The following is a 24,994-nucleotide window of genomic DNA, read 5'->3' as shown; positions in this document are numbered from 1 at the left end:
GCAGGCCTTGCGGCAGAAGCTGGGCGCCGGTGGACACCGTCAGGGCCCCGATTGGAGCTGTTTAGTCATCCGGTTCTGGATGGCGAGAACCTCTTCGATCACCTCTGTAAGCAGGTGCAACTGCTCCAAGCTGCGCTTCGACAGAACCTCGGCGCCGGCGGCCGCCAGAGGCGCATAGGCCTTTTCGATGAGGGCGAAGCTTGCCTCCGCCGCTTCCACCAGAACCTTCCGTCGGTCGAGCGGATCCGGCTTGCGCCGCACGTAACCCCTAGCCTCGAGCCGGTCGACCAGTGAGGTGACCGCCGCCGGGGTCAGGCGGGTAGCGCGCGCGATGGCACTGGCGGTCTGCGGGCCGCTGGTCAGAAAGCTCAGGCAGAGCCGCTCGGCCGGGCCGAGCTGGAAGATGGCGCCCACCTCCTCGTCATAGCGCTGCGTCGCCTCCTGCCAGCGCACGATGAGCGTGCCCAGGCGCTGAACGAGTTCCGCCTTGTCGTCGCTTGACGAATATACTTCGACCATCTAATTATATGTCCATCGAATAATAAGACGAACGCATGATATGCGGCGTGTCCAGCGTGAGGCAAGAATGAAACTTCGTATCGGAATCGTTGGTGCAGGCTCGGCGGGACTTGGCCTGGCCCTGTCGTTGGTCAAGCGGGGTTTCTCCCCCGTGGTGTTCGAGAGGCGCAGCGAGCAGCAGGTGATCGATGAAGGGATCTTCCTGACCCTCGCGCCCAACGGCATCAATGCGCTGCGCGGGCTGGGCCTCGCGGCAGAGGCGCTGCGACGCGGCGTCGAGACCCGCGCCATCGTGCTCCACAACGAACACGGCAAAGCCCTCGGCACGATCGACTACGCCCGCCACACGGCGCAGTTCGGCGCGCCCTCGGTGACGCTCCGACGCGGTGCGCTGGGGGCCATCCTGCTCGAAGCGGCCCGCGCCGCAGGGATGCGTATCCATTTCGACATGCCGGTGAGAGCGGTGGCCAACCTCGATACCGAAGTGGCGGTGACGACCGGCGACGGGGTCACGCATGGCTTCGATGTGCTGGTGGGCGCCGATGGCCTGCGCTCCAGCGTGCGCAGCCTGGCCCTGCCCGGGCTGCCGTCGCCGGTCTACAACGGCCTGTTGGGCAGCGGCGGCATCGTGGACGTGGCGGATGTGCCGCCCACCGACGGGCGGATGCTGATGACGTTCGGACAGCGGGCCTTTTTCGGCTACATCAAGGATCCGGGTGGCCCGGTCTATTGGTTCAACACCTTCCCCGCCGACGAGAAGCAGGCACAGCTGATCGACCGCAAGGCGGCACCCGGCTATTTCGAGGCGCTGCATCGCAGCGATCCGGCCGTCAACCGGCGGATCATTGCGGGTGCCGCGCCGCAGGTGAGCCGCATCTATCCCGATTACGACGTGCCGAGCCTCCCATACTGGTCGAAGGGACGCGTGGTGCTGATCGGCGACGCGGCCCATGCGGTCACCCCGCACTCGGGCCAGGGCGCATCGATGGCGCTCGAGGACGCCCTGGTGCTGGCCGCCTGTCTCGAAGCAGAGGCAACGCCCGAGGGGGCTTTCAGCCGCTTCGAGGGCCTGCGACGCGATCAGGTGGAGGCGGCCGTACGCCTCGGCCGGCAGGGCGGCACACCCAAGAAGGCACAGAGCTGGCTGGCGCGGCGGATGCGCGACCTGGTGCTGCCGCTGTTCGTGCCGCTCGGGCAGAAGGCGCAGGAGCACCTGTTCGCCTTCCGCGCCGACGACACGCCGCTGATCAAGCCCAACTGAGCCTTGCGATGAACACGAGGCGGCGCGATCAATGGACAAGATCAACTGATTCGCGCCCGGTCCCCCGATGCCCTTCACCTTTCAGACGGTGATGCCGATCCTCTTACTGATCGGCTCCAACGTGTTCATGACCGTCGCCTGGTACGGGCACCTCAAGTTCCCGCACATGGCGATGTGGGTGGCGGTGATGGTCAGCTGGGGCATCGCCCTGGTCGAGTATTGGCTGGCGGTGCCCGCCAACCGCATCGGCTATGGCGCCTACACGGCGGCGGAGCTCAAGACCATCCAGGAGGTGATCAGCCTCACGGTGTTCGCCGGCTTCGCGGTGTTCGTCCTCGGTGAAAAGCTCACCTGGAACCATGCCGTCGGCTTCGGGCTGATCTTTGCCGGAGCGTTCTTCATCTTCCGGGGGCCGCTGAAGTAGGCACCAGCGACTGGTGGGCGAAGACGCCCGCCCCTGCCCCATCGGCCACCGCGAAGCTGATGTTGTGCATCGGCCGCGCCGCGTCGCCGGCGGCATAGACGCCCGCGATGCTGGTCTGCTGCAGGTGATCGACCAGCAGGAAGTCGCCGGCCATGCCGGCCTTTGTCTCGCAGCCGAGCTGGATGCCGATGTTGCTCGCCAGCTGGATCGGGGCGTGGACGAAGATGGCGTCGAGCGGCGTTGACCCGGCGGTGGTGACCACCGATTGCAGCACGCCGTCACGGTGATCGAAGCGCACCAGGGCCTCTTCCACCAGCTTCACCTTCATGTCCGTGAGCGCGGCGCGGACAACCGGATCGACCGGAGCGCCGTTGGCGAACAGCGTCAGGTCATGGGTCCATTCCGAAAAGAAGCGAGCCAAGTGCGGAATGTCGCCCTCGCGCAGCATCAGGCCAAGGCGGCGGTCGGCGACCTCGTAGCCATGGCAATAGGGGCAGTGCAGCACAGTCCTGCCCCAGCATTCGGCCATCCCGGGTATGCCGCCGGTATCGTCGGTGACGCCGTGCGCGATGATCAGCCGGCGCGCAGCGAGTTGCTGGTGCGAGGCAAGCTCGATGCTGAAGACGTCGCGCTCGCCCGACGCCGCGATGGCTTCGGCGTTGCGGATTTCGACGGTGCCGTAAGTCTCGAGCTGGCGCCGGGCTTCGGCCAAAAGCTCGCTCGGTGCGGCGCCATCCCGGGAGAGAAATCCGTGCGCGTGGGCGGCGAAGCGGTTGCGTGGCTTGCCGGTATCGAGCACCAGAACGTTGCGGCGGGCCCGGCCCAGTTGCGTGGCGGCAGCGAGGCCGGCAAAGCCGCCGCCGATGATGATGACGTCGTACATCTGATCGGTCCTGTTGGCAGAGGGAATGGCGCCGGCGGCGAGATGTTCCTCGCCGGCGCAGTGCATTACTCGTGCGTCGCGCCGGAGCCGCCGACCGCGACGATGTTGTAAGGGGTGCCGGTGACAGGGATGTCGCGGGCCGGCGCGAAGGTTTCGGCATCGACAAGGTGGATAGTGCCGGCAAGCGGGTCGGTGACGGCGATATGGTCACCCGCGACAGCAAGACGGGGCCGCGGCAGGCTCCACTCGCCATCCATCGAATAGGGCCGGGTGAGCGGCAGCGTCCTGTCTATGGCACCGGAGACGACATCGAGCCGGTGCAGCGCCCCATCTTCGGTGAAGAGGTAGGCGTATTTCACCCGCTGCGGGTCGATGGCGAAGTGGACGCGGCGGCTCGGCAGGTCGACGAGCCGGAACGGCTCGGCCGCCGAAGGGTCGATGATGACGACGCGGTCGGCGCCATAGTTGCCGAGCCAATACTGCATGGCGACGCCGCCGAGCAACGTCGTGGATTTGCCCTCGGGCAGGCTGGCCGGGTAGGCCAGCACCTCGAGCTTCGGACCGTCCTTGGCCTCGCGCACCAGCAGCAGTCCGGCAGCGCAGGCGATGGCGAGGGTGTCGCCGGAACTGGCTTCACCGTGCAGCTCCGGGCAGGCTTGGAGATCGCCGATGGCGGCGCCATCGGCGCCATAGACGTCGATGCCGACCGGCAGCGCCGTGGGATCCGCGATGTTCGGGCGTGAGATCAGCGTGTACTCGCCCACCGGGGCGGCGACGCCATGGTGCGGAGCCGCGACCTTCAGGTCGCGGGTGGTGGCATCGCCGGCGAGCCAGTCCCTCTCCGAGAGCAGACGGGCTACGCCTTCGCCATCGAAGAACAGAGCGATGTCGCCGCGGTGCTCGACGAAGTGCACCGGCTTGTCGCCGACGACGGCAGCATCGAGCAGTTGGGGCGCGACGACGTCGAGGTCGGCGTGATCGCCGTGGTCGTCGAGCGCAATGCCGGAGGCGATGGCGGAAACACGGTCGGCGTCACCCTGCACGGCATAGACGCCGGCCTGGCTCGGCGTGGTGTAGAGGCTCGCCGGACTGCCGAGTTCAAAGCTGCCGGAACCTGGTCGGTACCGAGGTCGATGGCGGTAACCAGGGGTTTGGCGTGGTCGGCGACGAACAGGCGCCAGAACGTGGCTTCCTCCGCGGCCCAGGCGGATGTGGCGCAGAACGATACTCCCATGACAGGCAGGATCAGGTGGTGCAGCAGGCGCGGCATGGCAGTCTCCGAAGTAAATTGAGGTCGAGCGGAAGGCCTCGCGCGCCGGGTGGGCGCGCGTTCGTCGGCGAAACGTGAGGAGTGAAGGGGCGCCCGCGCGCCTCTCAGGCTACTGCGCGAGGCAGGCCTTAAGGCTGGTGGCGAGGTTCTCGATCAGCTGACGGTAGAGGCCGGGACCTTCATCAAGGTTGGCGCCCTCAGGATCGAGCACCCCTTGCTTCGCCGTGGTGCCTTCGGTCAGCACGTTGACGATGCGCGGCTCGAACACCGGCTCGGCGAAGACACAGGCAGCGTCGAGCGTCTTCAGCTTGGCCCGGATCTCGTTGATGCGGTCGGCGCCGGGGGCGATTTCGGGGCTGAGCGTCACCGAGCCGGCGACGTTCAAGCCGAAGCGCTTCTCGAAATACTGGTAGGCGTCGTGGAAGACGACGAAGGGGCGATCCTTGATCGGGGCGAGGCTGGCCTCGGTTTCGGCGATCAGGGCGTCGAGGTCGGCGGTTTCCCTGGCGGCATTGGCGCGATAGGTGTCGGCATGGTCGGGATCGGCAGCCACCAGGCTGTCGGCGATGGTGGCGACCATCATCTTGGCGTTGGCAGGATCGAGGAAGAAGTGCAGGTCCTGCTCCTCGCCATGCTCGTGTCCGTCGGCCTCGCCATGCTCTTCCTCGCCGTGATCGTGATGCTCGAAGGTGCCCGTCTCGCGCGGCGGCAGGAGCTCGATACCCGGGGCCTTGCTCAGCTCGACGATGGTGGCTTTGGGCGCCAGCGTCTCGATCGAATCCTCAAGGAAGAGTTCCAGCCCGTGGCCGGTCCAGAACACCAGGTTGGCCGATTGCAGCGCCTGCGCGTCGGACGGTTTCAGGCTGTAGCTGTGCGGCGAGGACGCGCCCTTGACGATCAGCGCGGGGGTGCCGAGCTCTCCCATCACCGCAGCGACGAGCGAATGCAGCGGCTTGATGGTGGCGACGACGCTGGGCACCTCGGCAAGTGCCAGGGTGGGCCAGGTGAGCGCCGCAGCCAGCGCCAGGAAGAACGGTTTCTGCATCGGAAGACCCCTGTTTGAAACACAGCTCGAATGCGCGATATGTTATGACATAACGCTATCGATGTGTTACGCTATAACGTAATGGTAGAACGTCAGCAAGAGACGGAATCGTGAATTTCATGGGTGCGCATAGCGGGCACGAAGTGCTGGTGGACGTAGCCGGTGCCGGCGTGAAGCGGGACGGCCGCTGGCTGGTCGAAGGCGTCGACGTGAGCCTGCGCAGAGGTGAGATCGTCACGCTGATCGGGCCGAACGGCTCGGGCAAATCCACCACGGCGAAGCTGGTGACCGGCGTCTTGAAGCCCGACGCCGGCACGGTGTCGCGCAAGTCGGGGTTGCGGATCGGCTATGTGCCGCAAAAACTCTCGATCGACTGGACCATGCCATTGACGGTGCGGCGACTGATGGCGCTGACCGGCAGCTACCCCGCAAGCGAGATCGATACGGCGCTCGCTGCAACCGGCGTGGCGCACCTCGCCAATGCCGAGGTGCAGCACCTGTCGGGTGGCGAGTTCCAGCGGGCCTTGCTGGCGCGGGCGATGATCAGGAAGCCCGACCTGCTGGTGCTGGACGAGCCGGTGCAGGGGGTGGATTTTTCCGGCGAAGTGGCGCTCTACGACCTGATCGGCAAGATCCGCGACGAGACCGGCTGCGGCATCCTGCTGATCAGCCATGACCTGCACGTGGTGATGGCGGCGACGGACACGGTGATCTGCCTCAACGGGCACGTGTGCTGCCGCGGCACCCCGGAATCGGTGGCGCGGAGCCCGGAATATCTCAGTCTGTTCGGTGCCCGCGCCGCTAATGCGCTGGCGGTGTACCAGCATCACCACGACCACACCCACCTGCCCGATGGGCGGGTGCAGGAGGCGGACGGACGGATCGTCGAGGCGCACGAACACGTGCACGAGCATGAGGGGCATTCTCATGGGTAAGCGCGTGTGGGCCCACACCGAAGGCGAGGGAAATCTCCATGCTTGACGATTTCTTCACCCGCGCGATCATTGCCGGGATCGGGCTGGCGCTGGTCACCGGCCCGCTCGGCTGCTTCATCGTGTGGCGGCGGATGGCCTATTTCGGCGACACCATGGCGCATTCGGCGCTGCTCGGGGTGGCGCTGAGCCTGGTGTTACAGGTGAACATGACGCTTGGCGTGTTCATCATCGCCGCCGCCGTCGCTGGCGCCCTGCTACTGCTGCAGCGGCGGCAGACGCTCTCGACCGATGCGCTGCTCGGCATCCTCAGCCATTCGGCGCTGGCCATCGGCCTCGTGGTGGCGTTCCTCAGTGGCATTCGGGTCGACCTGATGGGGTTCTTGTTCGGCGACATTCTCGCGGTGTCGGTGACCGATATCGTGGTGATCTACCTGGGGGGCCTGGTGATCCTCGCGGTGCTGGCGGCAATGTGGCGGCCGTTGCTGGCGGCGACGGTCAATGCCGAGTTGGCCGAAGCCGAAGGCATGCGCCCGGAGCTAACGCGGATCGTCTTCATGTTGCTGCTCGCTTCGGTGATCGCCATCGCCATGAAGATCGTCGGGGTGCTGCTGATCACGGCGCTGCTGATCATTCCGGCGGCGACGGCGCGGCGACTGAGCACCACGCCCGAGCAGATGGCGCTGATCTCGGCCGGTGTGGGCGCGCTGGCGGTGGCCGGCGGGCTGTTCGGCTCGCTCCGCTTCGACACGCCGAGCGGCCCGTCGATCGTCGTGGCGGCGCTGGCGCTGTTCCTCATTTCCATCGCGCTACCGGTCCAGCTGTGGCGCGCCAGACGGGAGGCCTGAGCCATGGCCCATAGTCACGAAGCCCACCACCACGAGCGGCCGCGCGACCTGACGCGCAACCAGGAGCTGGTGCTGACGACGCTCAACAATGCCGAGGCGCCGCTCTCGGCCTATGACATTCTCGACAAGCTGCGCGACGAAGGGCTGCGGGCGCCGCTGCAGGTCTATCGGGCGCTGGAAAAGCTGATCGAGCACGGGCTGGCGCACCGGCTGGAATCACTCAACGCCTTCGTCTGCTGCGCCGACGCCAATTGCCACGGCCGCGCCAGCGGCACGGCGGCCTTCGCCATCTGCTCCAATTGCGGGCGGGTGGACGAGTTCGCCGACCCGGAAGTGACGGCGCGGCTTGCTGCCTGGGCCGGGGAAACAGGGTTCGCGCTCGAACGGACGACGATTGAGCTGCGCGGCCGGTGCGCGGAGTGCCGGGGGGCGGAGTAGCGGCCGGTTGATCTGACGCCAGCAGTCGGCGGGCCCTCTCCCGCTTGCGGGGGAGGGCGCCCGACTGCCGGCCTCCGTGGCAAGTTGAAGTGCTAACTCGCCTCGCGCAGCGCCTGTTCGCCCTGCAGCAGGCGCTGCAGCTGGGCCAGCCGCAGGGGGCGCGCGAACAGGTAGCCCTGGAACTCGCGACAGCCTAGGCGCGACAGCAGCGCGGCCTCCTCGCGTCGCTCGACGCCTTCGGCGGTGACGGCGAGGCCCATGGCGAAGGCGTAGATCATGGTGGATTCGACCAGCGCGGCCTGCACCGGGTCGCTGTCGATCTCGGCGACCAGCGAGCGATCGAGCTTCACTCGATCGAACTGGAACTGCTTGAGGTAGCCGATCGAGGAATAGCCGGTGCCGAAATCATCGAGCGCAATGATGATGCCGGACTGACGCAATTGCTCGATCAGCCGGATGGCGCGATCGGGATGCGAGACGAGGAAGGACTCCGTTACCTCGAGCTGCAGGCGCGACGCCTCGACGCCCCACTCCTCGAGGGTAGAGAACACGGTCTGCGGCAGCGTCGGGTTGCGAAGCTGGGCCGGCGAGACGTTGACCGAGATCTTGAGCGCGCCGAGCGGGCCGATCTCTTCGATGGCGCGGCGCAGCGCGAACATGCCGAGGTCGTCGATCAGCCCGGAAGCTTCGGCCGCCGGAATGAACTCTCCGGGGCCCATGGGGCCGGCGGCACGGCGGTTCCAGCGCATCAGCGCCTCGACACCGAGAATGGCCTGGGTGCGGAAGTCGATGATCGGCTGATACTCGAGGTCGAACTCGCCGGCCTCGAGACCGCGACGAATATCGGCCTGCAGCTCGATGCGGCGCCGGCGTTCGTCCTCGATGGCGGGATCATAGGCGACGGTGTGGTTGCCGCCGGTCTCGCGGGCGCGCGCCACGGCGGTTTCGGCCATGCGGATGACGTTGCCAACGTTATCACGACGCACCGGAGCGTCGGCGACGCCGATGCTCAGCCCGACCTTCAGTTTCAGGTTGCCGACCGGCAGGGGATCGCTTGCGCCGGCGAGGATGCGGTTGGCGAGGCCGCGGACCTTGTCGCCGGCATCCTCGCCCAGGCAGGCCAGCGACAGCTCGGTCGGGCCGGTGCGCGCCAGTACGGCGCCGCCGTCGATGATCGCCTCGAAGCGCTGCGCCAGGGCGATCAGCAACTCGTTGGCCGCCTCGCGGCCGTAAAGACCGACGATATCCTGCAGGCCGTCGACATTGATCTGGCTGATGGCGAGCGGCAGCTCGGTGCGCTTCCTGGGGATCGACTGGGCCAGGTGTTCCTCGAGACCGAAGCGGCTCAACAAGCCGGTCGTGCCGTCGTAGCGGGCGTTGTACCAGTCGCGCTCCTCGGAGACGGTGCGCAGTTTGATCGAGTGGCGGAACGCCGCCAGCACCACGAAGACGAGCACGCCGATGATCAGCATCACCGGCACGGCGACGATGGCGGTATGGGCGAAGGCCGGGTCACCCGGTCGTCGCGGCGGCCAGTCGATGGTGGCGATGGCCGCCCCCGCCGCATCGGTGAGGGCCATCGAGTCGTGATCCGGCTTGGGCATCTCGACCAGCCGCGGCAGCGGCAGCTGGAAGCGGGCGGCGACATTGCGCAGCATGGTGTCGTCGAGCTGGCGGGCGAGCCAGAGCACGCGGCGCTGGTCGCGCGGAATGCTGGCCTGCCCGGTGTTGCCATGCACCACCGCGGCGGCCAGCGCCGCAACGCCGCGCGCATTGCGCGACAACTGCGAGACGGTGGCATCGTCGCCGAGCCTCGCAACGCTGCTCTCCAGTCGTGCGAGCAGTTGCGGCACCCCGCTGAACAGATCACCGAGCCCGCCAGTCACCGGGCCGCGGCTGGTCTCGCCGAACAGGATATCGCCGCTCATGTCGGTGAGGATGGCGGTATCGTAGGCGTCGGAAATACGAGCGGTGGCGCCCCAGGCCGAGTCGAACCAGGCAGGATTGGGCTCGATATAGGTGTTGATGTAGGCCTCGGTCCAGGTCGCCTGGTCGGCCGTGGTCTCGCCCAGCCCGACCACCAGCGACTCCACTGCCGCGGCGATGGCGCTCCTGCCGCGATCGGAATCGATGGCGTTCATCTCGGCGCTCATCAGGTGCATGGCGACGAACACCAGCGCGCAGACCCCGAGATAGACGGCCACCGCCGGCAGGGCGATCCACAGGGTGAAGTTCAGCAATGCCGATCGACGCGCCGGCTTGCCTAGGCGGACATCAGCCTGTCGCGCCTTCGAGGCGGGAAAGCCTGCAGCTTTTCCGGAAAGTGCTCCGGCGACCAGAGCCGGCGTCCTTTTGGCAGCTTTGGGCAAGTAGAGACACCGGCGTGGAAAGCATCGCCGAACGCTAAGGGCCGCGGCTTAACGCCGGCTTAAAGTGTTGGGCAGATCAGGCCGAAGCCAGAGCTGCCTTCCGGGCCAGTCGCGCCTTGATGCTGTCGACATCGGCCCGCGGCGTCGCTGCGAACAGCGAGCGGGTATAGGGGTGCTCGGGGTTGGCGAACACCTTGTCGCGCGTCCCCTGCTCCACCGCCTCGCCCAGGTACATCACCATCACCTCGTCGGCGATGTATTTGACCACGCTGAGGTCGTGGCTGATGAACACATAGGTCAGCCCGAACTCGTCCTGCAGGTCGGCCAAGAGGTTGAGGATCTGCGCCTGCACCGACAGATCGAGCGCCGACACCGGCTCGTCGAGCACCAGCAGCGAAGGCTTCAGGATGATGGCGCGGGCGATGGCGATGCGTTGGCGCTGGCCGCCCGAGAACATGTGCGGGTAGCGGTTGAAGTGTTCGGGCTGCAGCCCGACCTTCACCAGCATGTCGAGCGCCCGGTCGCGACGCTCGGCCGCCGACATATCGGTGTTGAGCAGCAACGGCTCCATCAGCACGTTGCCGATCTTCTGGCGCGGGTTCAGCGAGCCATAGGGGTTCTGGAAGACGATCTGCACCTTGCGGCGCATCGCGGCGGTGACGCCGGTCTTCTTGATGTCGATGGTCTCGCCGTCGATCAGCAGTTCGCCGTCGGTCTGCCGGTCGATCAGCGTGAGGATGCGGGCCAGCGTCGACTTGCCCGACCCGGACTCGCCGACGATCGCCAGCGTCTTGCCCTGCTCGAGCCTGAAGCTGACGCCCTTGACGGCATGCACGGTGCGGCCGCCGCCGAACAGGGTACCGCCGATATGGTAGTCGCGCACCAGGTTCCTGGCTTCGAGGACGGTCGACATCACACTGCCTCCTCGAAATTGGTGCCGGTAATGGTGGGCAACCGATCGCCGGTGGCGTTGTCGGGCAGCGCCGCCAGCAGCGCGCGGGTGTAGTTGCTCTTCGGCGCGGTGAAGAGCTCGAGCACGCCCGCCTCCTCCATCTTGCGGCCCTTGTACTGCACCACGACGCGATCGGCGGTCTCGGCGACGACGCCGATATTGTGGGTGATCATGATCAGGCCCATGCCGTGCTGGGCCTGCAGCCGCACCAGCAGATCGAGGATCTGCTTCTGGATGGTGACGTCGAGCGCGGTGGTCGGCTCGTCCGCAATCAGCAGCTTGGGATTGCAGGCGATCGCCATGGCGATCATGACGCGCTGGTTCTGGCCGCCCGACATCTGGTGCGGATAGGATTTCAGCCGTTCGGCCGGGTTGGGGATGCCGACCTGATCGAGCAGCTCGACGGCGCGGGCCCGACGCTTTGCCTTGTCCATGCCGAGGTGGAAACGCAGCACCTCTTCGATCTGGAAGCCCACCGTGAAGCAGGGGTTCAGGCTGGTCATCGGCTCCTGGAAGATCATGGCGACGTCCTTGCCGATGATCTTGCGCCGGTCGGCCGGCGACATGGCGAGGAGGTTCTTGCCGTCGAACTCCATCTTGTCGGCGCTGACCGTGGCGGTCGGCGGCAACAGGCCCATCACGGCGAGCATCGCGACCGACTTGCCCGAACCGGACTCGCCGACGATGGCGAGCACTTCGCGGGCATCGACGTGAATGTCGATACCCTTGACGGCGTTGAAGACGCCGACCGAGGTATCGAAGCTCACGGTGAGGTTTTTGACGTCGAGCAGGTGCATCGCCTCAGCTCCGCTTGAGCTTGGGATCGAGCGCATCGCGCAGCCCGTCGCCGACGAGGTTGATGGCCAGCACGGTGATCAGGATGGCGAGGCCGGGCATGGTGACGATCCACCAGGCGCTGGTGATGAATTCGCGAGCCCGCGCCAGCATGGTGCCCCATTCCGGCGTCGGCGGCTGCGCTCCCATGCCGAGGAAGCCGAGCGCCGCCGCCTCGAGGATGGCGTTGGAAAAGCTCAGCGTCGCCTGGACGATCAGCGGCCCCAGGCAGTTGGGGAGGATGGTGACGAACATCAGCCGGATATGGCCGGCGCCGGCCACCTTGGCCGAGGTGACGTATTCACGGCTCTTCTCGCTCAACACCGCGGCGCGGGTGAGTCTCGCGAAATGCGGCTGCAGCACCAGGGCGATGGCGAGCATGGCATTGAACAGGCCCGGCCCGAGGATCGCCACCAGCACCAGGGCCAGCAGGAGCGAGGGGAAAGCGAGGATGATGTCCATGACGCGCATGATCAGCGCATCGACCCAGCCGCGGAAATAGCCGGCGACGAGCCCGAGCGTGACGCCGACGATCAGTGCGCCGGTGACGACGATGAAGCCGATCATCAGCGAATAGCGCGAGCCGTGGATCAGGCGCGAGAGGATGTCGCGGCCGACCTCGTCGGTGCCGAGGAAAAACTGCGGCTGCGTGCCGCCCGCCCAGGGCGGCGCCATGCGGATGAACTCGCGGAACTGCTGGTCAGGCGAGAACGGCGCCAGCACCGGCGCGAAGATCGCGACGAGGGTCAGCAGGGTGAACACGGTGAGTCCGAGCACGGCGCCGCGGTTCATCGAGAAATAGTACCAGAACTCGCGCAGGCCGCTGAAGCGGCCCGGCGCGGTCGAACCCGTGGTGGTGATTTCTGCGGCCATCACTGCACCCTGATGCGCGGATTGATGACGGCGTAGAGGATGTCGACGATGAGGTTCACCGCCATGACGATCAACGCGATGAGCAACAGGCCCGACTGCACCGAGACGTAGTCGCGCTTGGAAATGGAATCGATCATCCACTTGCCGATGCCCGGCCAGGAAAAGATCGTCTCGGTGAGGATGGCGCCTGCCATCAGCAGCCCCACCTGCAGCCCGATGGTGGTGACCACGGGGATCAGCGCATTGCGGAAGGCATGGACGCCGACGACGCGCCGCGGCTCCAATCCCTTGGCGCGGGCAGTGCGCACATAATCCTCGCCCAGCACCTCGAGCATGGCGGAACGGGTCTGCCGCGCGATGACGGCGAGGGGGATGGTGCCCAGCACGATGGCCGGCAGGATCAGGTGTCGCAGCGCCGAGACGAACGCGTCGGGCTTGCCGGCGATGAGGCTGTCGATCAGCATGAAGCCGGTGACGCGCTGGAAGAAGAAGTTGAGCGCGATGCGGCCCGAAACCGGGGTCCAGCCGAGATAACCGGAAAAGAAGATGATGAGTAAGAGGCCCCACCAGAAGATCGGCATCGAATAGCCGGTGAGCGCCACGCCCATGGTGATCTGGTCGAACCACGAACCGCGCTTGATGGCGGCGAAGATGCCGGCGGGAATACCCAGCGCCACGGCGATCAGCATGGCGAACAGCGCCAGCTCGACGGTGGCGGGGAACAGCGTCAGGAATTCATCGATCACCGGCCGCTTGGTGGCCAGCGAGATACCGAAATTGCCCTGCAGGATGCCGGCGACGTAATTGAAGTACTGCTGCCAGATCGGCAGGTTGTAGCCGAACTGTTCCTTCAGGATCTCGTAGCGTTCGGGGGTGACGCCATGCTGGCCGGCCATCGCAAGGATGGGGTCGCCGGGAAGCAGGCGGATGAAGGCAAAGGACGCGATCGTGATACCGACGACGGTCGGCACGATCAGGGCCAGTTTCTGAAGGATGAAGCGCAGCATTACTTATGATGTGCCAAAGGGCGGCGTTGGTCAAAACACCGCCCTTCAGTTTTGCTTGTCTTATTCGGCGACGTCGACGTTGTCGAAGCGATGAATGCCCAGCGGGTCCATGGTGTAGCCCAGGACGCGCTTGTTCATCGGCATGAAGACCTTCGAATGGGCCATGGTCAGGGCCGGCTCTTCGGCTTTGAAGATTTCCTGGGCCTTGGTGTAGAGCGCGGTGCGCTCGGTCTGGTCGGAGACCTTCTTGGCGTCCTGGATGGCCTTCTCGAAGTCGTCGTTGCACCAGCTCGAGTAGTTGGACACGCCAATGGCCGAGCAGGAGAACAGCGTCGCAAAGAAGTTGTCCGGATCACCGTTGTCGCCGGTCCAGCCGATCTGGAACGCACCCGGGCGGTCCTTCTGCTTGCCGCGCTCGCGGTACTCGGTCCACTCGTAGGTGACGATGTTGGCGGTAACGCCGACCGCGGCCCAGTCGGCCTGGATCATTTCGGCGGCGCGCTGCGCATTGGGGTTGTACGGACGGCTGACCGGCATGGCCCACAGGTCGAGGGTCAGGCCCGAAACGCCGGCGTCGGCGAGGAGCTTCTTGGCGCCTTCCGGATCGTACGGGGTGTCGACGATCTTGTCGTCATAGGACCACATGGTCGGCGGGATCAGGTTCTTGGCCGCCTGGCCGGCGCCCTGGTAGACCGCATCGACCAGCGCCTGCTTGTTGATGGCCATCGAGAGCGCCTTGCGGACGTTCACATTATCCATCGGAGCGACGGTGGTGTTGTAGGACATGTAGCCGATGTTCAGGCCTTCCTGCTCCATGACCTGCAGGTTGGCGTCAGCCTTCAGGCCCTCGATATCGGCCGGGGCCGGATAGCTCATGATGTCGCATTCGCCGGCCTTGAGCTTCTGCGCGCGCACGGCCGGATCGGTCGTGATGGCGAAGATCAGGTCGTCGATCTTCACCTTGCCGCGCCAGTAATCGGCGAAGGCCTGGTAACGGATCACGGCATCGGTCTGGTAGTCGACGAACACGAAGGCGCCGGTGCCGATCGGCTTGTTGGAGAAGTCGGCCAGGTTGCCCGAAGCTGCGAGCTGGTCGGCATATTCCTTGGAAACGATCGAGGCGAAGTCCATGCCCAGGTTCGCCAGCATCGGCGCATTGGGCTCGTTCAGCGTGATCTTGACGGTCAGGTCATCGACCTTCTCGATCGACTTGAGGAACTTGGGCATGTCCATGCCCTGGAAGTAGTCCCAGCTCAGACCCTCGAGATAGGCGTACCACGGGTTGTCCTGCTTCCACTGACGCTCGAACGAGAAGATCACGTCGTCGGCGTTCAGGTCGCGGGTCGGGGTGAAATACGGCGTGGTGTGGAACTTCACGCCCGGGCGGAGGTGGAAGGTATATTCCAGACCGTCAGCGGAAATTTCCCACTTCTCGGCGAGACCCGGCTGCACGGCAGTGCCGCCATGCTCGAACTCGACGAGGCGATCGTAGATGGTGCGCGAGCTGGCGTCGAAGTCGTTACCGCCGGTGGTCGGACCGGGGTCGAAGTGCGCCGGCGAGGCCTCCGAGCAGAACACGAGCTGCTTGGCATAGACGCTGCCGCCCATCACCGCGACAAGCGCAGTGGCGGCGAGCAGGGTTTTCATCAAATGCATGATGGTTGTCTCCCGAATAGCATTGCGCCCCGGCGTTCAATGGCAGAGTCCCTTCTGCCGGCCGGAGCTTGGCGCGCAACAAAGCGCTTTTTCTTCCGCCACGCAATGGCCCAGTTTGACCGATTGGTCAAAGCCGCCTCAGGCGAAATGCCGTTTCAACAAGCACCCCATCACCGCAAAGCTGAGTTTTTCAGGAGGTAAAGCGGTTGCGCAGGTGGGATCGATTTCACACCCCCGGCGATTGACGCTGAACAGGCGCTGCCGCAAATGATCGGTGCATGCGCCAGTCCATCGCCACAATCGCCCTCGTCGTCGCCGACTATGATGACGCCATCGCCTTCTACGTCGACAAACTGGGATTCGCGCTCACCAGCGATCTCGACATGGGCGGCGGCAAGCGCTGGGTCACAGTGTCGCCTGCCGGCGGCGGCGCCAGGCTGCTGCTGGCCAAGGCGGATGGGGCGGTTCAGGCGGCCCATGTCGGAAACCAGACCGGCGGCCGGGTGGGGTTCTTCCTCGAGACCGACGACTTCGTTCGCGACCATGCTGCCTTCACGGCGCGTGGGGTGAAGTTCCTCGAGACGCCGCGGCACGAGGCCTATGGCTCGGTCGCAGTGTTCGAGGATCTCTACGGCAACAAGTGGGACCTGCTGCAGCCCAAGGGTTGAGCCATCCATCGCTTGTCGCCGATGGACGGCGCGGCTAGGCTCCAGGGACCTTCCTCATCGCCCAAGCCATACTGGAGACCCTCATGAGCAAGCGCCGCCTTGGCCGCACCGAACTTCTCATCGACCCGCTGGTGTTCGGCTGCAACGTCCTGGGCTGGACGCTCGAGGAGCAGGCGGCCCATCCGGTGCTCGACGCCTTTGTCGATGGGGGGTTCACGGCGCTCGATACCGCCGACAGCTACGGCAAGGGCAAATCCGAGACCATTATCGGCAACTGGATGAAGGCGCGCGGCAACCGCGACAAGGTGCTGGTGTTCACCAAGGTCGGCTCGGACATGGGCCAGGGCCATCGCGACCTCAGCGCCAAGTGGATCGCCGAGGAAGTGGAGGCCTCGCTGAGGCGGCTCCAGACCGACTATATCGACCTCTACCAGACGCATTGGCCCGACCCGGCGACGCCGCAGGAAGCAACGCTCGAGGCGCTCGACAAGCTCGTGCAGGCCGGCAAGGTGCGTTATATCGGCTCCTCCAACCAGGACACGGCGCTGCTCAGCGAAGCGCTCGATATCTCCAAGGCCAAGGGCTACGCCCGCTACGAGACCATCCAGAACGAGTTCAACCTCTATGACCGGGCCAAGTTCGAGGAGGTGCAGGCGACCTGCGTTGCCGAAGGCATTTCCGGGATCGGCTATTTCAGCCTGGCGCGCGGCTTCCTCGCCGGCAAGTACCGCAGCGCCGCCGATGCGCAGAAGAGCCCGCGCGGCCAGGCCGTGGTCGAGAAATACCTCAACCCAAAGGGATTCCGCATCCTTGAGGCGCTCGACACGGTCGGCAAGCGTACCGGCGCCCTGCCCGCCGAGGTGACGCTGGCCTGGATTGCGGCGCAGCCGGGCGTGGGGGCGCCGATCGCCTCGGCGACGTCGGTCGAGCAGGTGCGGAGCCTGATGCGCGGGGCGCACCTGAAACTGAGCGGCGAGGACCTGCAATTGCTGACGGATGCCGGCAAGTGAAATCGGCGGCACTGGCGGCGGCCCTCGCGGCCTTCACCGCCCCTGCCCTGGCCCAGGAAGCCGGCTGGCATTATTCGCCGCTTGCCGGCGAAGGGGACCGAGCGACCCTGGGCTGCGCCGCCGGCTCGTCGCCGCAGACGTTCGTCTGCCTCGCGGTGCGCTGCGAGGACGATTTCAGCGTGGGCGTCCACTTCTACACCAGTCGACCGGGCGGCGATGCCGGGCGCTGGCGCATCGACATCGACAAGGAAGACGGGCACGAGGTGGAAGCGAAGCTGGATGGCTCACCCTACCATGCCCGCATCGAAGGCGATGTCGGGCCGCTGCTCGATGCGCTGAAGGGCGGCGGCCTCGCCTATCTCGATCCCAAGGCCGGCCCCGACCTGCCGCTGAACGGAATCACGCTTGAAGGATCGCTGCAGGCGATCAACCAGGCGCTGTATTTCTGCGCGCCGCGGGTGCCGCCGGTCCCCACCACGCCGGCCCAATAGACGCGCGCCAGCCGATGCGTCGCCTCAGGCGATAAGGTAACCGCCGTCGACCGGCAGGATCGCACCGGTGATGAAGCCGGCCAGCGGCGAGCAGAGAAACAGTGCGGCGGGCGCGAGGTCTGCCGGCGTGCCCCACCGGCCGAGCGGCGTGCGGCCCATCAACTCGGCGTTGCGGACCTCGTTGGCGCGCGGCACCGCGGTCATCGCCGTCTCGATCCAGCCGGGTGCCAGGGCATTGACGCGGATCGCCTCTTTGGCGAAGGCCGCTGCCAGCGACTTGGTGAGGCCGGCGACGGCGTGCTTGGAGGCGGCATAGGCCGGAGCGTGCGGCGCACCGAAGAACGAGAACATCGAGCCGATATTGAGGATAGCGCCGCCGCCCAGCCTGTCCTTGAAGGCATAGGCGGTACGCATCGAGCCGTTGAGGTTGATGTCGATGACGGTCTGGAACCCGTCGACCGTGTGTTCGGCGGCGCGCAGGTTCACCCCGGCGCAGTTGACGAGCGCGGCGACGCTGTCGAAGGTCGCGGCATACTCGGCAACGTGCTCGGCGTTGCGCACGTCCATCTGGGTGTAGCGGAAGCGCGGTTCGGCCGCAGCACCCGCCTCGACCTCGGCCTGGGTGGCGCCGGTGACATGCACTGTCGCCCCGGCATCAGCGAAGGCGCGACCGATGCCTTGCCCGATGCCGGACGTGCCGCCGGTGATGACGACGGTCTTCGTGGCGTAGAATTCGGATGCCCAGTGGCTCATGCAAAGGCCCCCTCACCCGGATTGCTGCGCAATCCGACCTCTCCCCCCAGGGAGAGGTGTTGTTGTGGCACGATCTTGCCTCGGGTCACCTCTCCCTTTGGGGGAGAGGTCGGCGCGCAGCGCCGGGTGAGAGGGCCTTCCACCGCCCTCATCTGACGAACTGGTCCACGTAATCGGCGCCGAGCCCCACCTTGTCATAGTGCTTCCTGCACATGTCGATCTTGGTGAAGACGTCCTCGAAACCGACCTGCCTGTTGTCCTTGTCGAGATAGACCATGCAGCCCGAGATATTGAAAAAGGTGATCATCTCCGGGGTGTCCTCGGGGACGGTGAGGGTGTGGATTTCGCCGGGCGGCTCGAACACGTAAGAGCCGGTTTCGGCCACCCAATCGTGCTCGAGGTAGTGCCAGCGCCCCTTGATGACGTAGCCGTGCACCGGCTGCGGATGGAGGTGCCGGCTGAGGATGCCGGCGCGACGAACGCGCAGCAGGTTGCACCACTGGCCCTGCAGAGTGTTGAGGAACAGCGGTCGGAACCAGACGCCCTCGGCCTGAGGCACCCAGACCCGCTCGTCTTCCGGCACGGCCGTGATGGCGATTTCCTTCGGCGCCATCGGGTGGGCCGAGCCGTTGAAGGTCTCGTACATGGCAGGTCTCCTCCGAACTGGTATGGTGGCTGTAGTCGGTACGACCTAACCCTGCCAGTCGACCTACGTCTAGTGGGCGTCGCGGGTTCGCCGGCGCGTCAACCGATAGTCCGGCGGGGGCTGCCCCACAGCCACCAGCCTGTCCGCTCCGCTCCCAGAAGACTCTTCCCCCTACCAGTGGAACTCTTCGACGTTCTCGCGGGCGCCGAGCAGGAAGGCGTCGCCGATCAGCCGCAGGGGCGAGCCGTCCATTTCGGACTTGCCCTTCTTGAGCAGCTTGGCGAAGCGCTCGTAGATCGCCTCGTACTCCTCCGAGGGGTTGGCCACGGTTTCCTTGCCGTCGACCGTCAGCACGGTGCCGCCGCGCTCGAGCTTCAGCTGCGTGCCTTTTCTGGTTTCGATGGCAATGGTCCAGATCTCCCCCGACTCCTCGAGCCAGTTGAAACCGGCGCTGAGCCTGGGCTGGTGCTTTTCGGTCGACTTGAAGACGATCTCGACATCGACCGGGGTCTGGCGATTGGCCGGGAATTTCAGCCTGGCGCTGTCGACGAAGACCGGGAACGGCATGATCCTGGTGAAGATCGACATGGCGTTGATGCCGGGATCGCAGACGCCGAAGCCGCCCGGCTCCCACACCCACTCCTGGCCGGGGTGCCACTTGCGCACGCTCTCGCGCCAGTCGATGCGCACCGAGGCGACGCCTTCATCCTTGAGGATCAGCCGCGCGGCATCGACGGCGGCGTTGTAGCGCGAGTGCCAGGTCTGGAACAGCACCCGGCCCTTCCTGTCGCCATAGGCAACCAGATCCTCGAACTCGGTGATGGTCGGGGTCGGCGGCTTCTCCAGCAGCACGTCCTTGCCCGCATCGATGGCCTGCCGCACATAGGCGTGGCGCACACCGGGCGGAGTGCAGATGGCGACGAGTTTCACCTCGGGCATGGCCTTGTAGAGTTCGGAGGGCGTCTTGAACACCGGCACGTCGCGATGGCCGATGCCGCGGGTCGAGACGCAGGCCGCGAGCTCGAAATCCGGGCTCTTGTCGATCACTGGCAGGTGCTGATCCTGCGCGATCTTGCCGATCCCGATGACGGCGATCTTCTTTTTGGCCATGGCCGAAAACACTCCCTGAAAGCGGCCGCACTTAAAGGCATGGGCGCAGGAAAGGGAAGTTCCCGGGCGAGGAAAATCGTCCGGCGGCCTAAGGTGCGCTATGTTGCGGGCAAAGGAGGATGCGATGTCACGAGCATTCGTCAGCGAAGGCGGCAGCGTGCCGCAGGTGTTTGCCTCGGCGGAAAGCGCCGAAAGCGCCGCCAACCTGCAACGCGCCATGGACGGCAAGGACTACGACTACGAAGTGCGGCCGCGTCAGCGCGGCGGCTACATGGTGGCCCGGCTCAGCAAGGACGGCGAGTTCGACTCGTGGGTCGAGGAATAGGTCCTCTCCCCGGGGTCGAGGAGTAACGCGGCAGTCGGCAGTCGGCAGTCGGCAGAAGACGTCGCGCTACGACTGCCGACTGCCTACTCACGACTGCCGTTTTCACCGCACGACGATGGCGCGGAAGTCGTTGACGTTGGTGCCGGTCGGGCCGGTGAGCAGCAACCCGCCGACGGCGCGGAAGGCGTTATAGGCGTCATTGTCGGCGAGCGCCCGGCGCGGATCGATGCCGGCGGCGCGCATCCGTGCCGCCGTGTGTCCGTCGCAGACGGCGCCGGCATTGTCGCCCGCCCCGTCGATGCCGTCGGTATCGGCCGCCAGCGCGGTGATGCCGTCGATGCCGTCGATGGCGAGGGCGAAGGCCAGCAGGAACTCGGCATTGCGGCCACCGCGCCCACCGCCGCGGATGGTGACGGTGGTCTCGCCGCCGGACAGCAACAGCGCGGGCCGGCTGAACGGACGGTTGCGGGTGCGGATTTCGCGCGCCAGGGCGGCGTGGACCAAAGCGACGTCACCCGCCTCGCCCTCGACGGCATCGGAGAGGATATGCGCCGCGAGCCCGGCCGATCGGGCTTCGGCGGCGGCGGCTTCGAGCGACAAAGCGGCCGAGGCGATGATGCGGACGCTGTTGTGCCGGAAGCGCGGGTCGTCGGGCGACGGCGCCAGATTGAGCTCGGAGGCCAGCAGATCCTCGGCGGCCGGCGGCAGCTTCAAGCGGTAAAGCGCCGCCAGATGGCGCGCTTCGGCGCGGCCGGAGGCAAGCGGCACCGTAGGCCCCGAGGCCACCAGCGAGGGATCATCGCCGGGGATGTCGGAGACGATCAGGGTGGCGACCCGTGCCGGCGACGCCAGCGCGGCGAGGCGGCCGCCCTTGATGGCGCTGAGCTCGTTGCGGATGACGTTCATTGCCGAGATCGGGGCGCCGGAAGCGAGGAGGACTTGGTTGACCGCCTGCTCGTCCTCGAACGCCATGCCCACCGCCGGCTGCGGCAACAGCGCCGACCCGCCGCCGGAGATCAGCGCGACGACCAGGTCGTCATGGCCGAGACCGGAGACGGTCTCCATCAGCCGGCGCGCCGCGAGATAGCCGGCCATGTCGGGCACCGGATGGGCGGCCTCGACGATCTCGATGCGCTCGCACTGCACGCCATAGCCGTAGCGGGTCACCACGAGGCCGCGATCGATCGGACCGGGCCAGGCTACCTCGAAGGCCCGCGCCATCTGCGCCGAGGCCTTGCCGGCGCCGATGACGATGGTGCGCCCCTTCGGCGGCGGCGGAAGATTGGCGGCGATGGCGTGCTGCGGTTGGGCGGCATCTACGGCGCAATGAAACAGCCGTTCGAGAAGATCGCGATCCATAAGAGCCCAGCTTGCTGATTTGTCGCGATATTGGCGGCGCAGGTGCGTGGAGGCAAGCGGCGACGAGGCGCTGCGGCGATGCGTTCATCCCCGGTACAGCTCCGCCGTGCTACAAAAGCGGAAAATCGGATTGGGCACGCCTGTGCCCGATCACCAATGACATCAACCGGTCTGCCGAACCGCAGCCAACAGGCGCCGCTCGCATCGTCATGGCGTCGGGCTGCAGTTGCACCGGCAGGCCAGCAACGACATAGTCAGGCGCCGACCGTGGACGCGGCCGGGCCTGCGCAGGAAACACCGATGAACCGTATTCGTCCTCTCGTGGGCGCGTTGCTCACGACACTGATGCTGTTGTCCGCTGGCGGCGCACCGCTTGCCGGTGACGTCCTGCCGCTCGATCCCGGCGGGGGACTGCCGCCGATCGATGGCACCGGCCCGGCAACCGGGACCGGCCCGACGGACGCGCTCACCCCGCCAGGCCCGGCCAATCCGGGCCCATCGGGCAACAGCGACGGCGGCGACTCGTCGTCCGACTATATCCCCGAGCCAACGCTGCAAACCCGGCATTTCGGGCTCAATGTGACGTTGAGCTGCGCGGTGGCCGGAAAGGCCAATGCCATCGTGGTGGTCAACCAGAGCGCCGAAGACCTGCCGCCAGGCACGCGGATCAAGTGGCAGCTCAAGAGCGAAGGCAAACGCGGCTTCTTCGCCCTGTTGCGGCCCCTGCCGAGCGGCGAGACGCTGGTGGCGGACAACGTGCTGGATGGCGCGGCCGACACGACCGCCGCCTGCGTGGCGCGGGTGATCTGAGACGGTCTCGAGCCGTCGGTGCACAGCTTGTCGGACTGACAAAAAACTGACATCGAACGCGGCTAGTCAGCCCCGTCCCTTGCCGAGCCGCAGTCTCCATGCCCGAACGTTTCGCCATCTACTACGCCCCCAGCCCGGCGGCGCCGCTCTGGGTCAAGGCCGCCGAATGGCTGGGCCGCGATCCGCTGAGCGGACGGAGCATAGATGGCCCGCTCGCCGATACGGCACGCGACGCGTTGTTCGACCGCAGCGTTTCGGCGCGGCGCTACGGCTTTCACGCCACGATCAAGGCGCCGATGACGCTCGCCGCGGACAAATCGCGCGCCGACCTCGAGGTGGCGCTGGCCGACTTCGCCGCCATGGCGGAGCCGGTGGCCATCGGTCGGCTGCAGCTCAGCCTGATCGACGGCTTTCTGGCGCTGGTACCGGCCAGGCAGAGCGCCGAGTTGACCGATTTCGCCGCCGAGGTCGTCGCAGCGTTCGAACCGTTTCGCGCCCAGCCGTCGGCCGCCGAGCGCGAGCGTCGCCTCAAGGGCGGTCACCTGAGCGCCCGGCAGATCGAGCTGATGGACCGCTTCGGCTACCCCTATGTGCTCGAGCAATTCCGCCTGCATATGACGCTGACCGACCGGCTGCCCGAAGCCGAGCGCGAGGCCTATATGCGCGCCGCCGCCGCGCATTTCGGTGCGCTGGCGGAAGCCGAAACCATGCTGGACAGATTGGTGCTGTTCCACGAACCTGAGCCGGGAGCGCCGTTCATGCGCCTTGGCGATTTCATGCTTACCGGGGAGGCCGCCAATGAGCGAATTCGCGCTCGCTAACGCTCGCATCGTGCTCAGCGATGAAGTGGTGACCGGCTCGGTGCTGGTGCGCGACGGGGTCATTGCCGCGATCGACACGGGGACGGTGCGCGCCGGCGAGGACATGGACGGCGACTATGTCATCCCCGGCCTCGTCGAGCTGCACACCGACCACTTCGAGAACCACTACCGGCCGCGCCCGGGCGTGACCTGGAATGCCATCGCAGCGCTGCAGAGCCACGATGCACAGGTCGCCGGGGCCGGCATCACCACCGTGTTCGATGCCGTGCGCATCGGCTCCGACCCGGAGACCGGCGACATCACCGCCGATGTGCGCGCCATGGTCGACGCAGTCGCCGAGGCGGATGCCAGCGACCGGCTACGCGCCGACCATCACATCCATTTGCGCTGCGAACTGGCGACGCCCGACGTGGCGCAGCAGTTCGAGGACAATTGCAGCAACCCGATCGTCGGGCTGGCCTCGCTGATGGACCATACGCCAGGCGCGCGGCAGTACACCACGCTCGAGCACTACATCGCCTACTACCAGAAGAAGCTGCGCCTCTCGGACGCCGAGATGACCAGGTTCATCGCCGACCGGCAGGCCGAGCGCGACAAATATGCTGACAAGAACCGCGCCGCGATCCTGAAACGCGGCCGGGAGATCGGCCTCGCCTTCGCCAGCCACGACGACGCGACGGTCGCGCATGTCGACGAGGCGGTGCGCGACGGTATGGCGATCGCCGAGTTCCCCACCACCATGGAGGCGGCGCGCGCCTGTCACGCGGCGGGCCTGGCGGTGCTGATGGGAGCGCCCAACGTGGTGCGCGGGCAATCGCACAACGGCAACATCTCGGCCGCGGAACTGGCCAAGGCCGGCGTACTCGACGTGCTGAGCTCGGACTATGTGCCGTTCGCGCTGATGTATGCGGCGTTCCTGCTGCCCGAGCGGGCCGACAATATCAGCCTGCCGCAGGCCATCGGCATGGTGACGTCGCGGCCGGCGGCGGCGGCGCATCTGGGTGATCGCGGGGAGATCGCGCTGGGCAAGCGCGCCGACCTGGTGCGGGTGCAGCGGACGGATCCGGTGCCGGTGGTGCGTTCGGTGTGGCGGCAGGGCAAGCGGGTCAGCTGATGCATGAGGGCGCCCTCGTTCTGGTGGTCGGACCGTCGGGCGCCGGCAAGGATACGCTGATCGGCGCGGCCCGGACGGTGCTGGCAGACGATGCGCGCTTCAGCTTCCCGCGCCGCGTGGTGACGCGGACGGCGATGGTGGAGCTCGAGGACCACGACAGCGTCGATGTCAACGAGTTCGCCCGGCAGAAACTGCTTGGCGCCTATGCGCTCGACTGGGAGGCGCACGGGCTTTGCTACGGCGTGCCGGCGGCAATCGATGCCGCGATGGTCGCCGGGCGGATCGTGGTGGTGAATACCTCGCGCAAGGTGATCGAGCGGGCGATCGAGAAATATCCGAACTGCCATGTGCTGCTGGTGACGGCACGGCCCGAGGTGCGGGCCCGGCGCCTGGCCGGGCGGGGACGGGAAACCGCCGAGGATATCGAGGCGCGGCTGCAGCGCGAGGGCGCGCCGGTGCCGGACGGCATCGTTCCGGTGATCATCGACAATTCGGCTGGGCTTGACGAGGGCATCAACGCCTTCGTCTCGGCGCTGCGCGCCATCACCGATTGAACCCGCCGCCGGGCTGATGCGT

27 protein-coding genes are annotated in these 24,994 nt (G+C 66.5%); 13 read left to right on the top strand and 14 right to left on the bottom strand.

The window, feature by feature from the left end:
- Positions 1 to 39 precede the first annotated feature (39 nt).
- Positions 40 to 519, bottom strand: coding sequence for a MarR family winged helix-turn-helix transcriptional regulator (locus APS40_RS14340; RefSeq protein WP_055047699.1), 480 nt, complete (start codon positions 517 to 519; stop codon positions 40 to 42).
- A gap of 67 nt (positions 520 to 586) precedes the next feature.
- Here APS40_RS14340 and APS40_RS14335 point away from each other — a divergent pair, with 67 nt between their 5' ends.
- Together APS40_RS14335 and APS40_RS14330 are read left to right on the top strand one after the other, a co-directional pair.
- Positions 587 to 1,780: an FAD-dependent monooxygenase gene (locus tag APS40_RS14335; RefSeq protein ID WP_055047698.1), complete on the top strand. Its 1,194-nt coding sequence runs from the start codon at positions 587 to 589 to the stop codon at positions 1,778 to 1,780.
- Positions 1,781 to 1,847: 67 nt separating this feature from the next.
- Positions 1,848 to 2,204: a DMT family protein gene (locus APS40_RS14330; protein ID WP_055047697.1), complete on the top strand. Its 357-nt coding sequence runs from the start codon at positions 1,848 to 1,850 to the stop codon at positions 2,202 to 2,204.
- Here APS40_RS14330 and APS40_RS14325 read toward each other — a convergent pair.
- The 3 genes from APS40_RS14325 to APS40_RS14315 form a co-directional block, all read right to left on the bottom strand.
- Complete coding sequence (locus APS40_RS14325; RefSeq protein ID WP_197279330.1) at positions 2,179 to 3,087, bottom strand: NAD(P)/FAD-dependent oxidoreductase; 909 nt, start codon at positions 3,085 to 3,087, stop codon at positions 2,179 to 2,181. The two genes, APS40_RS14330 and APS40_RS14325, sit on opposite strands and share 26 nt — an antisense overlap.
- Positions 3,088 to 3,152: 65 nt before the next feature.
- On the bottom strand, positions 3,153 to 4,130 hold the full coding sequence (locus tag APS40_RS14320; protein ID WP_156342943.1) for a metallochaperone AztD: 978 nt from the start codon (positions 4,128 to 4,130) through the stop codon (positions 3,153 to 3,155).
- 336 nt (positions 4,131 to 4,466) lie between these two features.
- Positions 4,467 to 5,402: a zinc ABC transporter substrate-binding protein gene (locus APS40_RS14315; RefSeq protein WP_055047695.1), complete on the bottom strand. Its 936-nt coding sequence runs from the start codon at positions 5,400 to 5,402 to the stop codon at positions 4,467 to 4,469.
- Positions 5,403 to 5,521: 119 nt separating this feature from the next.
- Here APS40_RS14315 and APS40_RS14310 point away from each other — a divergent pair, with 119 nt between their 5' ends.
- From APS40_RS14310 to APS40_RS14300, 3 genes are read left to right on the top strand one after another with little or no spacing between them, the layout of a single operon-like run.
- Positions 5,522 to 6,337 (top strand): metal ABC transporter ATP-binding protein, encoded by an 816-nt coding sequence (locus APS40_RS14310; RefSeq protein ID WP_055047694.1) that lies wholly within the window; start codon positions 5,522 to 5,524, stop codon positions 6,335 to 6,337.
- Between the two features lie 38 nt (positions 6,338 to 6,375).
- Positions 6,376 to 7,182, top strand: a complete 807-nt coding sequence (locus APS40_RS14305) for a metal ABC transporter permease (RefSeq protein ID WP_055047693.1) — start codon at positions 6,376 to 6,378, stop codon at positions 7,180 to 7,182.
- 3 nt (positions 7,183 to 7,185) lie between these two features.
- Positions 7,186 to 7,620 carry a Fur family transcriptional regulator gene (locus APS40_RS14300; protein ID WP_055047692.1) on the top strand — a complete coding sequence of 145 codons (435 nt, stop codon included), beginning with the start codon at positions 7,186 to 7,188 and terminating at the stop codon, positions 7,618 to 7,620.
- Between the two features lie 92 nt (positions 7,621 to 7,712).
- On the opposite strand, the gene APS40_RS14295 is transcribed toward APS40_RS14300, so the two are convergent.
- From APS40_RS14295 to APS40_RS14270, 6 genes are all read right to left on the bottom strand, one after another.
- Positions 7,713 to 9,860, bottom strand: coding sequence for a putative bifunctional diguanylate cyclase/phosphodiesterase (locus APS40_RS14295; RefSeq protein ID WP_055047691.1), 2,148 nt, complete (start codon positions 9,858 to 9,860; stop codon positions 7,713 to 7,715).
- A gap of 205 nt (positions 9,861 to 10,065) precedes the next feature.
- Complete coding sequence (locus tag APS40_RS14290) at positions 10,066 to 10,902, bottom strand: dipeptide ABC transporter ATP-binding protein (RefSeq protein WP_055047690.1); 837 nt, start codon at positions 10,900 to 10,902, stop codon at positions 10,066 to 10,068.
- Positions 10,902 to 11,738, bottom strand: a complete 837-nt coding sequence (locus APS40_RS14285; protein ID WP_055047689.1) for an ABC transporter ATP-binding protein — start codon at positions 11,736 to 11,738, stop codon at positions 10,902 to 10,904. The genes APS40_RS14290 and APS40_RS14285 overlap by 1 nt, the downstream gene beginning before the upstream one ends.
- Positions 11,739 to 11,742: 4 nt before the next feature.
- Entirely contained in the window at positions 11,743 to 12,648 is a 906-nt protein-coding gene (locus APS40_RS14280; RefSeq protein ID WP_055047688.1) for an ABC transporter permease subunit, read from the bottom strand.
- Positions 12,648 to 13,655 carry an ABC transporter permease subunit gene (locus APS40_RS14275; protein ID WP_055047687.1) on the bottom strand — a complete coding sequence of 336 codons (1,008 nt, stop codon included), beginning with the start codon at positions 13,653 to 13,655 and terminating at the stop codon, positions 12,648 to 12,650. Before APS40_RS14275 ends, APS40_RS14280 begins: the two co-directional genes overlap by 1 nt.
- A 60-nt stretch (positions 13,656 to 13,715) precedes the next feature.
- Complete coding sequence (locus tag APS40_RS14270; protein WP_156342942.1) at positions 13,716 to 15,311, bottom strand: ABC transporter substrate-binding protein; 1,596 nt, start codon at positions 15,309 to 15,311, stop codon at positions 13,716 to 13,718.
- 278 nt (positions 15,312 to 15,589) lie between these two features.
- Between APS40_RS14270 and APS40_RS14265 the strand changes: the two genes are divergently transcribed.
- The 3 genes from APS40_RS14265 to APS40_RS14255 all read left to right on the top strand — a co-directional run bounded on the left by APS40_RS14265 (position 15,590) and on the right by APS40_RS14255 (position 17,480).
- Positions 15,590 to 15,979 carry a VOC family protein gene (locus tag APS40_RS14265; RefSeq protein WP_055047686.1) on the top strand — a complete coding sequence of 130 codons (390 nt, stop codon included), beginning with the start codon at positions 15,590 to 15,592 and terminating at the stop codon, positions 15,977 to 15,979.
- A gap of 83 nt (positions 15,980 to 16,062) precedes the next feature.
- On the top strand, positions 16,063 to 16,989 hold the full coding sequence (locus tag APS40_RS14260) for an aldo/keto reductase (protein ID WP_055047685.1): 927 nt from the start codon (positions 16,063 to 16,065) through the stop codon (positions 16,987 to 16,989).
- Positions 16,986 to 17,480, top strand: a complete 495-nt coding sequence (locus APS40_RS14255) for a hypothetical protein (protein WP_055047684.1) — start codon at positions 16,986 to 16,988, stop codon at positions 17,478 to 17,480. The genes APS40_RS14260 and APS40_RS14255 overlap by 4 nt, the downstream gene beginning before the upstream one ends.
- Before the next feature lie 24 nt (positions 17,481 to 17,504).
- On the opposite strand, the gene APS40_RS14250 is transcribed toward APS40_RS14255, so the two are convergent.
- The 3 genes from APS40_RS14250 to APS40_RS14240 form a co-directional block, all read right to left on the bottom strand.
- The gene (locus APS40_RS14250; protein ID WP_055047683.1) at positions 17,505 to 18,233 is read right to left on the bottom strand and encodes an SDR family NAD(P)-dependent oxidoreductase; all 729 of its coding nucleotides are present in this window, start codon (positions 18,231 to 18,233) and stop codon (positions 17,505 to 17,507) included.
- Positions 18,234 to 18,381: 148 nt separating this feature from the next.
- Entirely contained in the window at positions 18,382 to 18,879 is a 498-nt protein-coding gene (locus APS40_RS14245; RefSeq protein WP_055047682.1) for a 2,4'-dihydroxyacetophenone dioxygenase family protein, read from the bottom strand.
- Positions 18,880 to 19,050: 171 nt separating this feature from the next.
- The gene (locus APS40_RS14240) at positions 19,051 to 19,989 is read right to left on the bottom strand and encodes a Gfo/Idh/MocA family protein (RefSeq protein ID WP_055047681.1); all 939 of its coding nucleotides are present in this window, start codon (positions 19,987 to 19,989) and stop codon (positions 19,051 to 19,053) included.
- Positions 19,990 to 20,113: 124 nt separating this feature from the next.
- On the opposite strand from APS40_RS14240, the gene APS40_RS14235 reads away from it, so the two are divergent.
- Positions 20,114 to 20,314 carry a hypothetical protein gene (locus APS40_RS14235; protein ID WP_055047680.1) on the top strand — a complete coding sequence of 67 codons (201 nt, stop codon included), beginning with the start codon at positions 20,114 to 20,116 and terminating at the stop codon, positions 20,312 to 20,314.
- Between the two features lie 102 nt (positions 20,315 to 20,416).
- Here the strand turns inward: APS40_RS14235 and APS40_RS14230 are convergent, their stop codons facing one another.
- Complete coding sequence (locus APS40_RS14230) at positions 20,417 to 21,673, bottom strand: glycerate kinase type-2 family protein (protein ID WP_055047679.1); 1,257 nt, start codon at positions 21,671 to 21,673, stop codon at positions 20,417 to 20,419.
- A gap of 300 nt (positions 21,674 to 21,973) precedes the next feature.
- Here APS40_RS14230 and APS40_RS14225 point away from each other — a divergent pair, with 300 nt between their 5' ends.
- From APS40_RS14225 to phnN, 4 genes are all read left to right on the top strand, one after another.
- A complete protein-coding gene (locus APS40_RS14225; protein WP_055047678.1) occupies positions 21,974 to 22,483 on the top strand; it encodes a hypothetical protein in 510 nt (169 codons plus the stop codon).
- 98 nt (positions 22,484 to 22,581) lie between these two features.
- Complete coding sequence (locus APS40_RS14220; RefSeq protein WP_055047677.1) at positions 22,582 to 23,304, top strand: DUF1045 domain-containing protein; 723 nt, start codon at positions 22,582 to 22,584, stop codon at positions 23,302 to 23,304.
- Positions 23,282 to 24,418 carry an alpha-D-ribose 1-methylphosphonate 5-triphosphate diphosphatase gene (locus APS40_RS14215; RefSeq protein ID WP_055047676.1) on the top strand — a complete coding sequence of 379 codons (1,137 nt, stop codon included), beginning with the start codon at positions 23,282 to 23,284 and terminating at the stop codon, positions 24,416 to 24,418. Before APS40_RS14220 ends, APS40_RS14215 begins: the two co-directional genes overlap by 23 nt.
- Positions 24,418 to 24,972: a phosphonate metabolism protein/1,5-bisphosphokinase (PRPP-forming) PhnN gene (gene phnN / locus APS40_RS14210; RefSeq protein ID WP_055047675.1), complete on the top strand. Its 555-nt coding sequence runs from the start codon at positions 24,418 to 24,420 to the stop codon at positions 24,970 to 24,972. The genes APS40_RS14215 and phnN overlap by 1 nt, the downstream gene beginning before the upstream one ends.
- Positions 24,973 to 24,994: the final 22 nt, after the last annotated feature.

Source organism: Devosia sp. A16 (assembly GCF_001402915.1).
Lineage (GTDB): Bacteria > Pseudomonadota > Alphaproteobacteria > Rhizobiales > Devosiaceae > Devosia_A.
The sequence above is the reverse complement of the archived record's forward strand: the minus strand, read 5'-3'. Positions and strand labels throughout refer to the sequence as shown.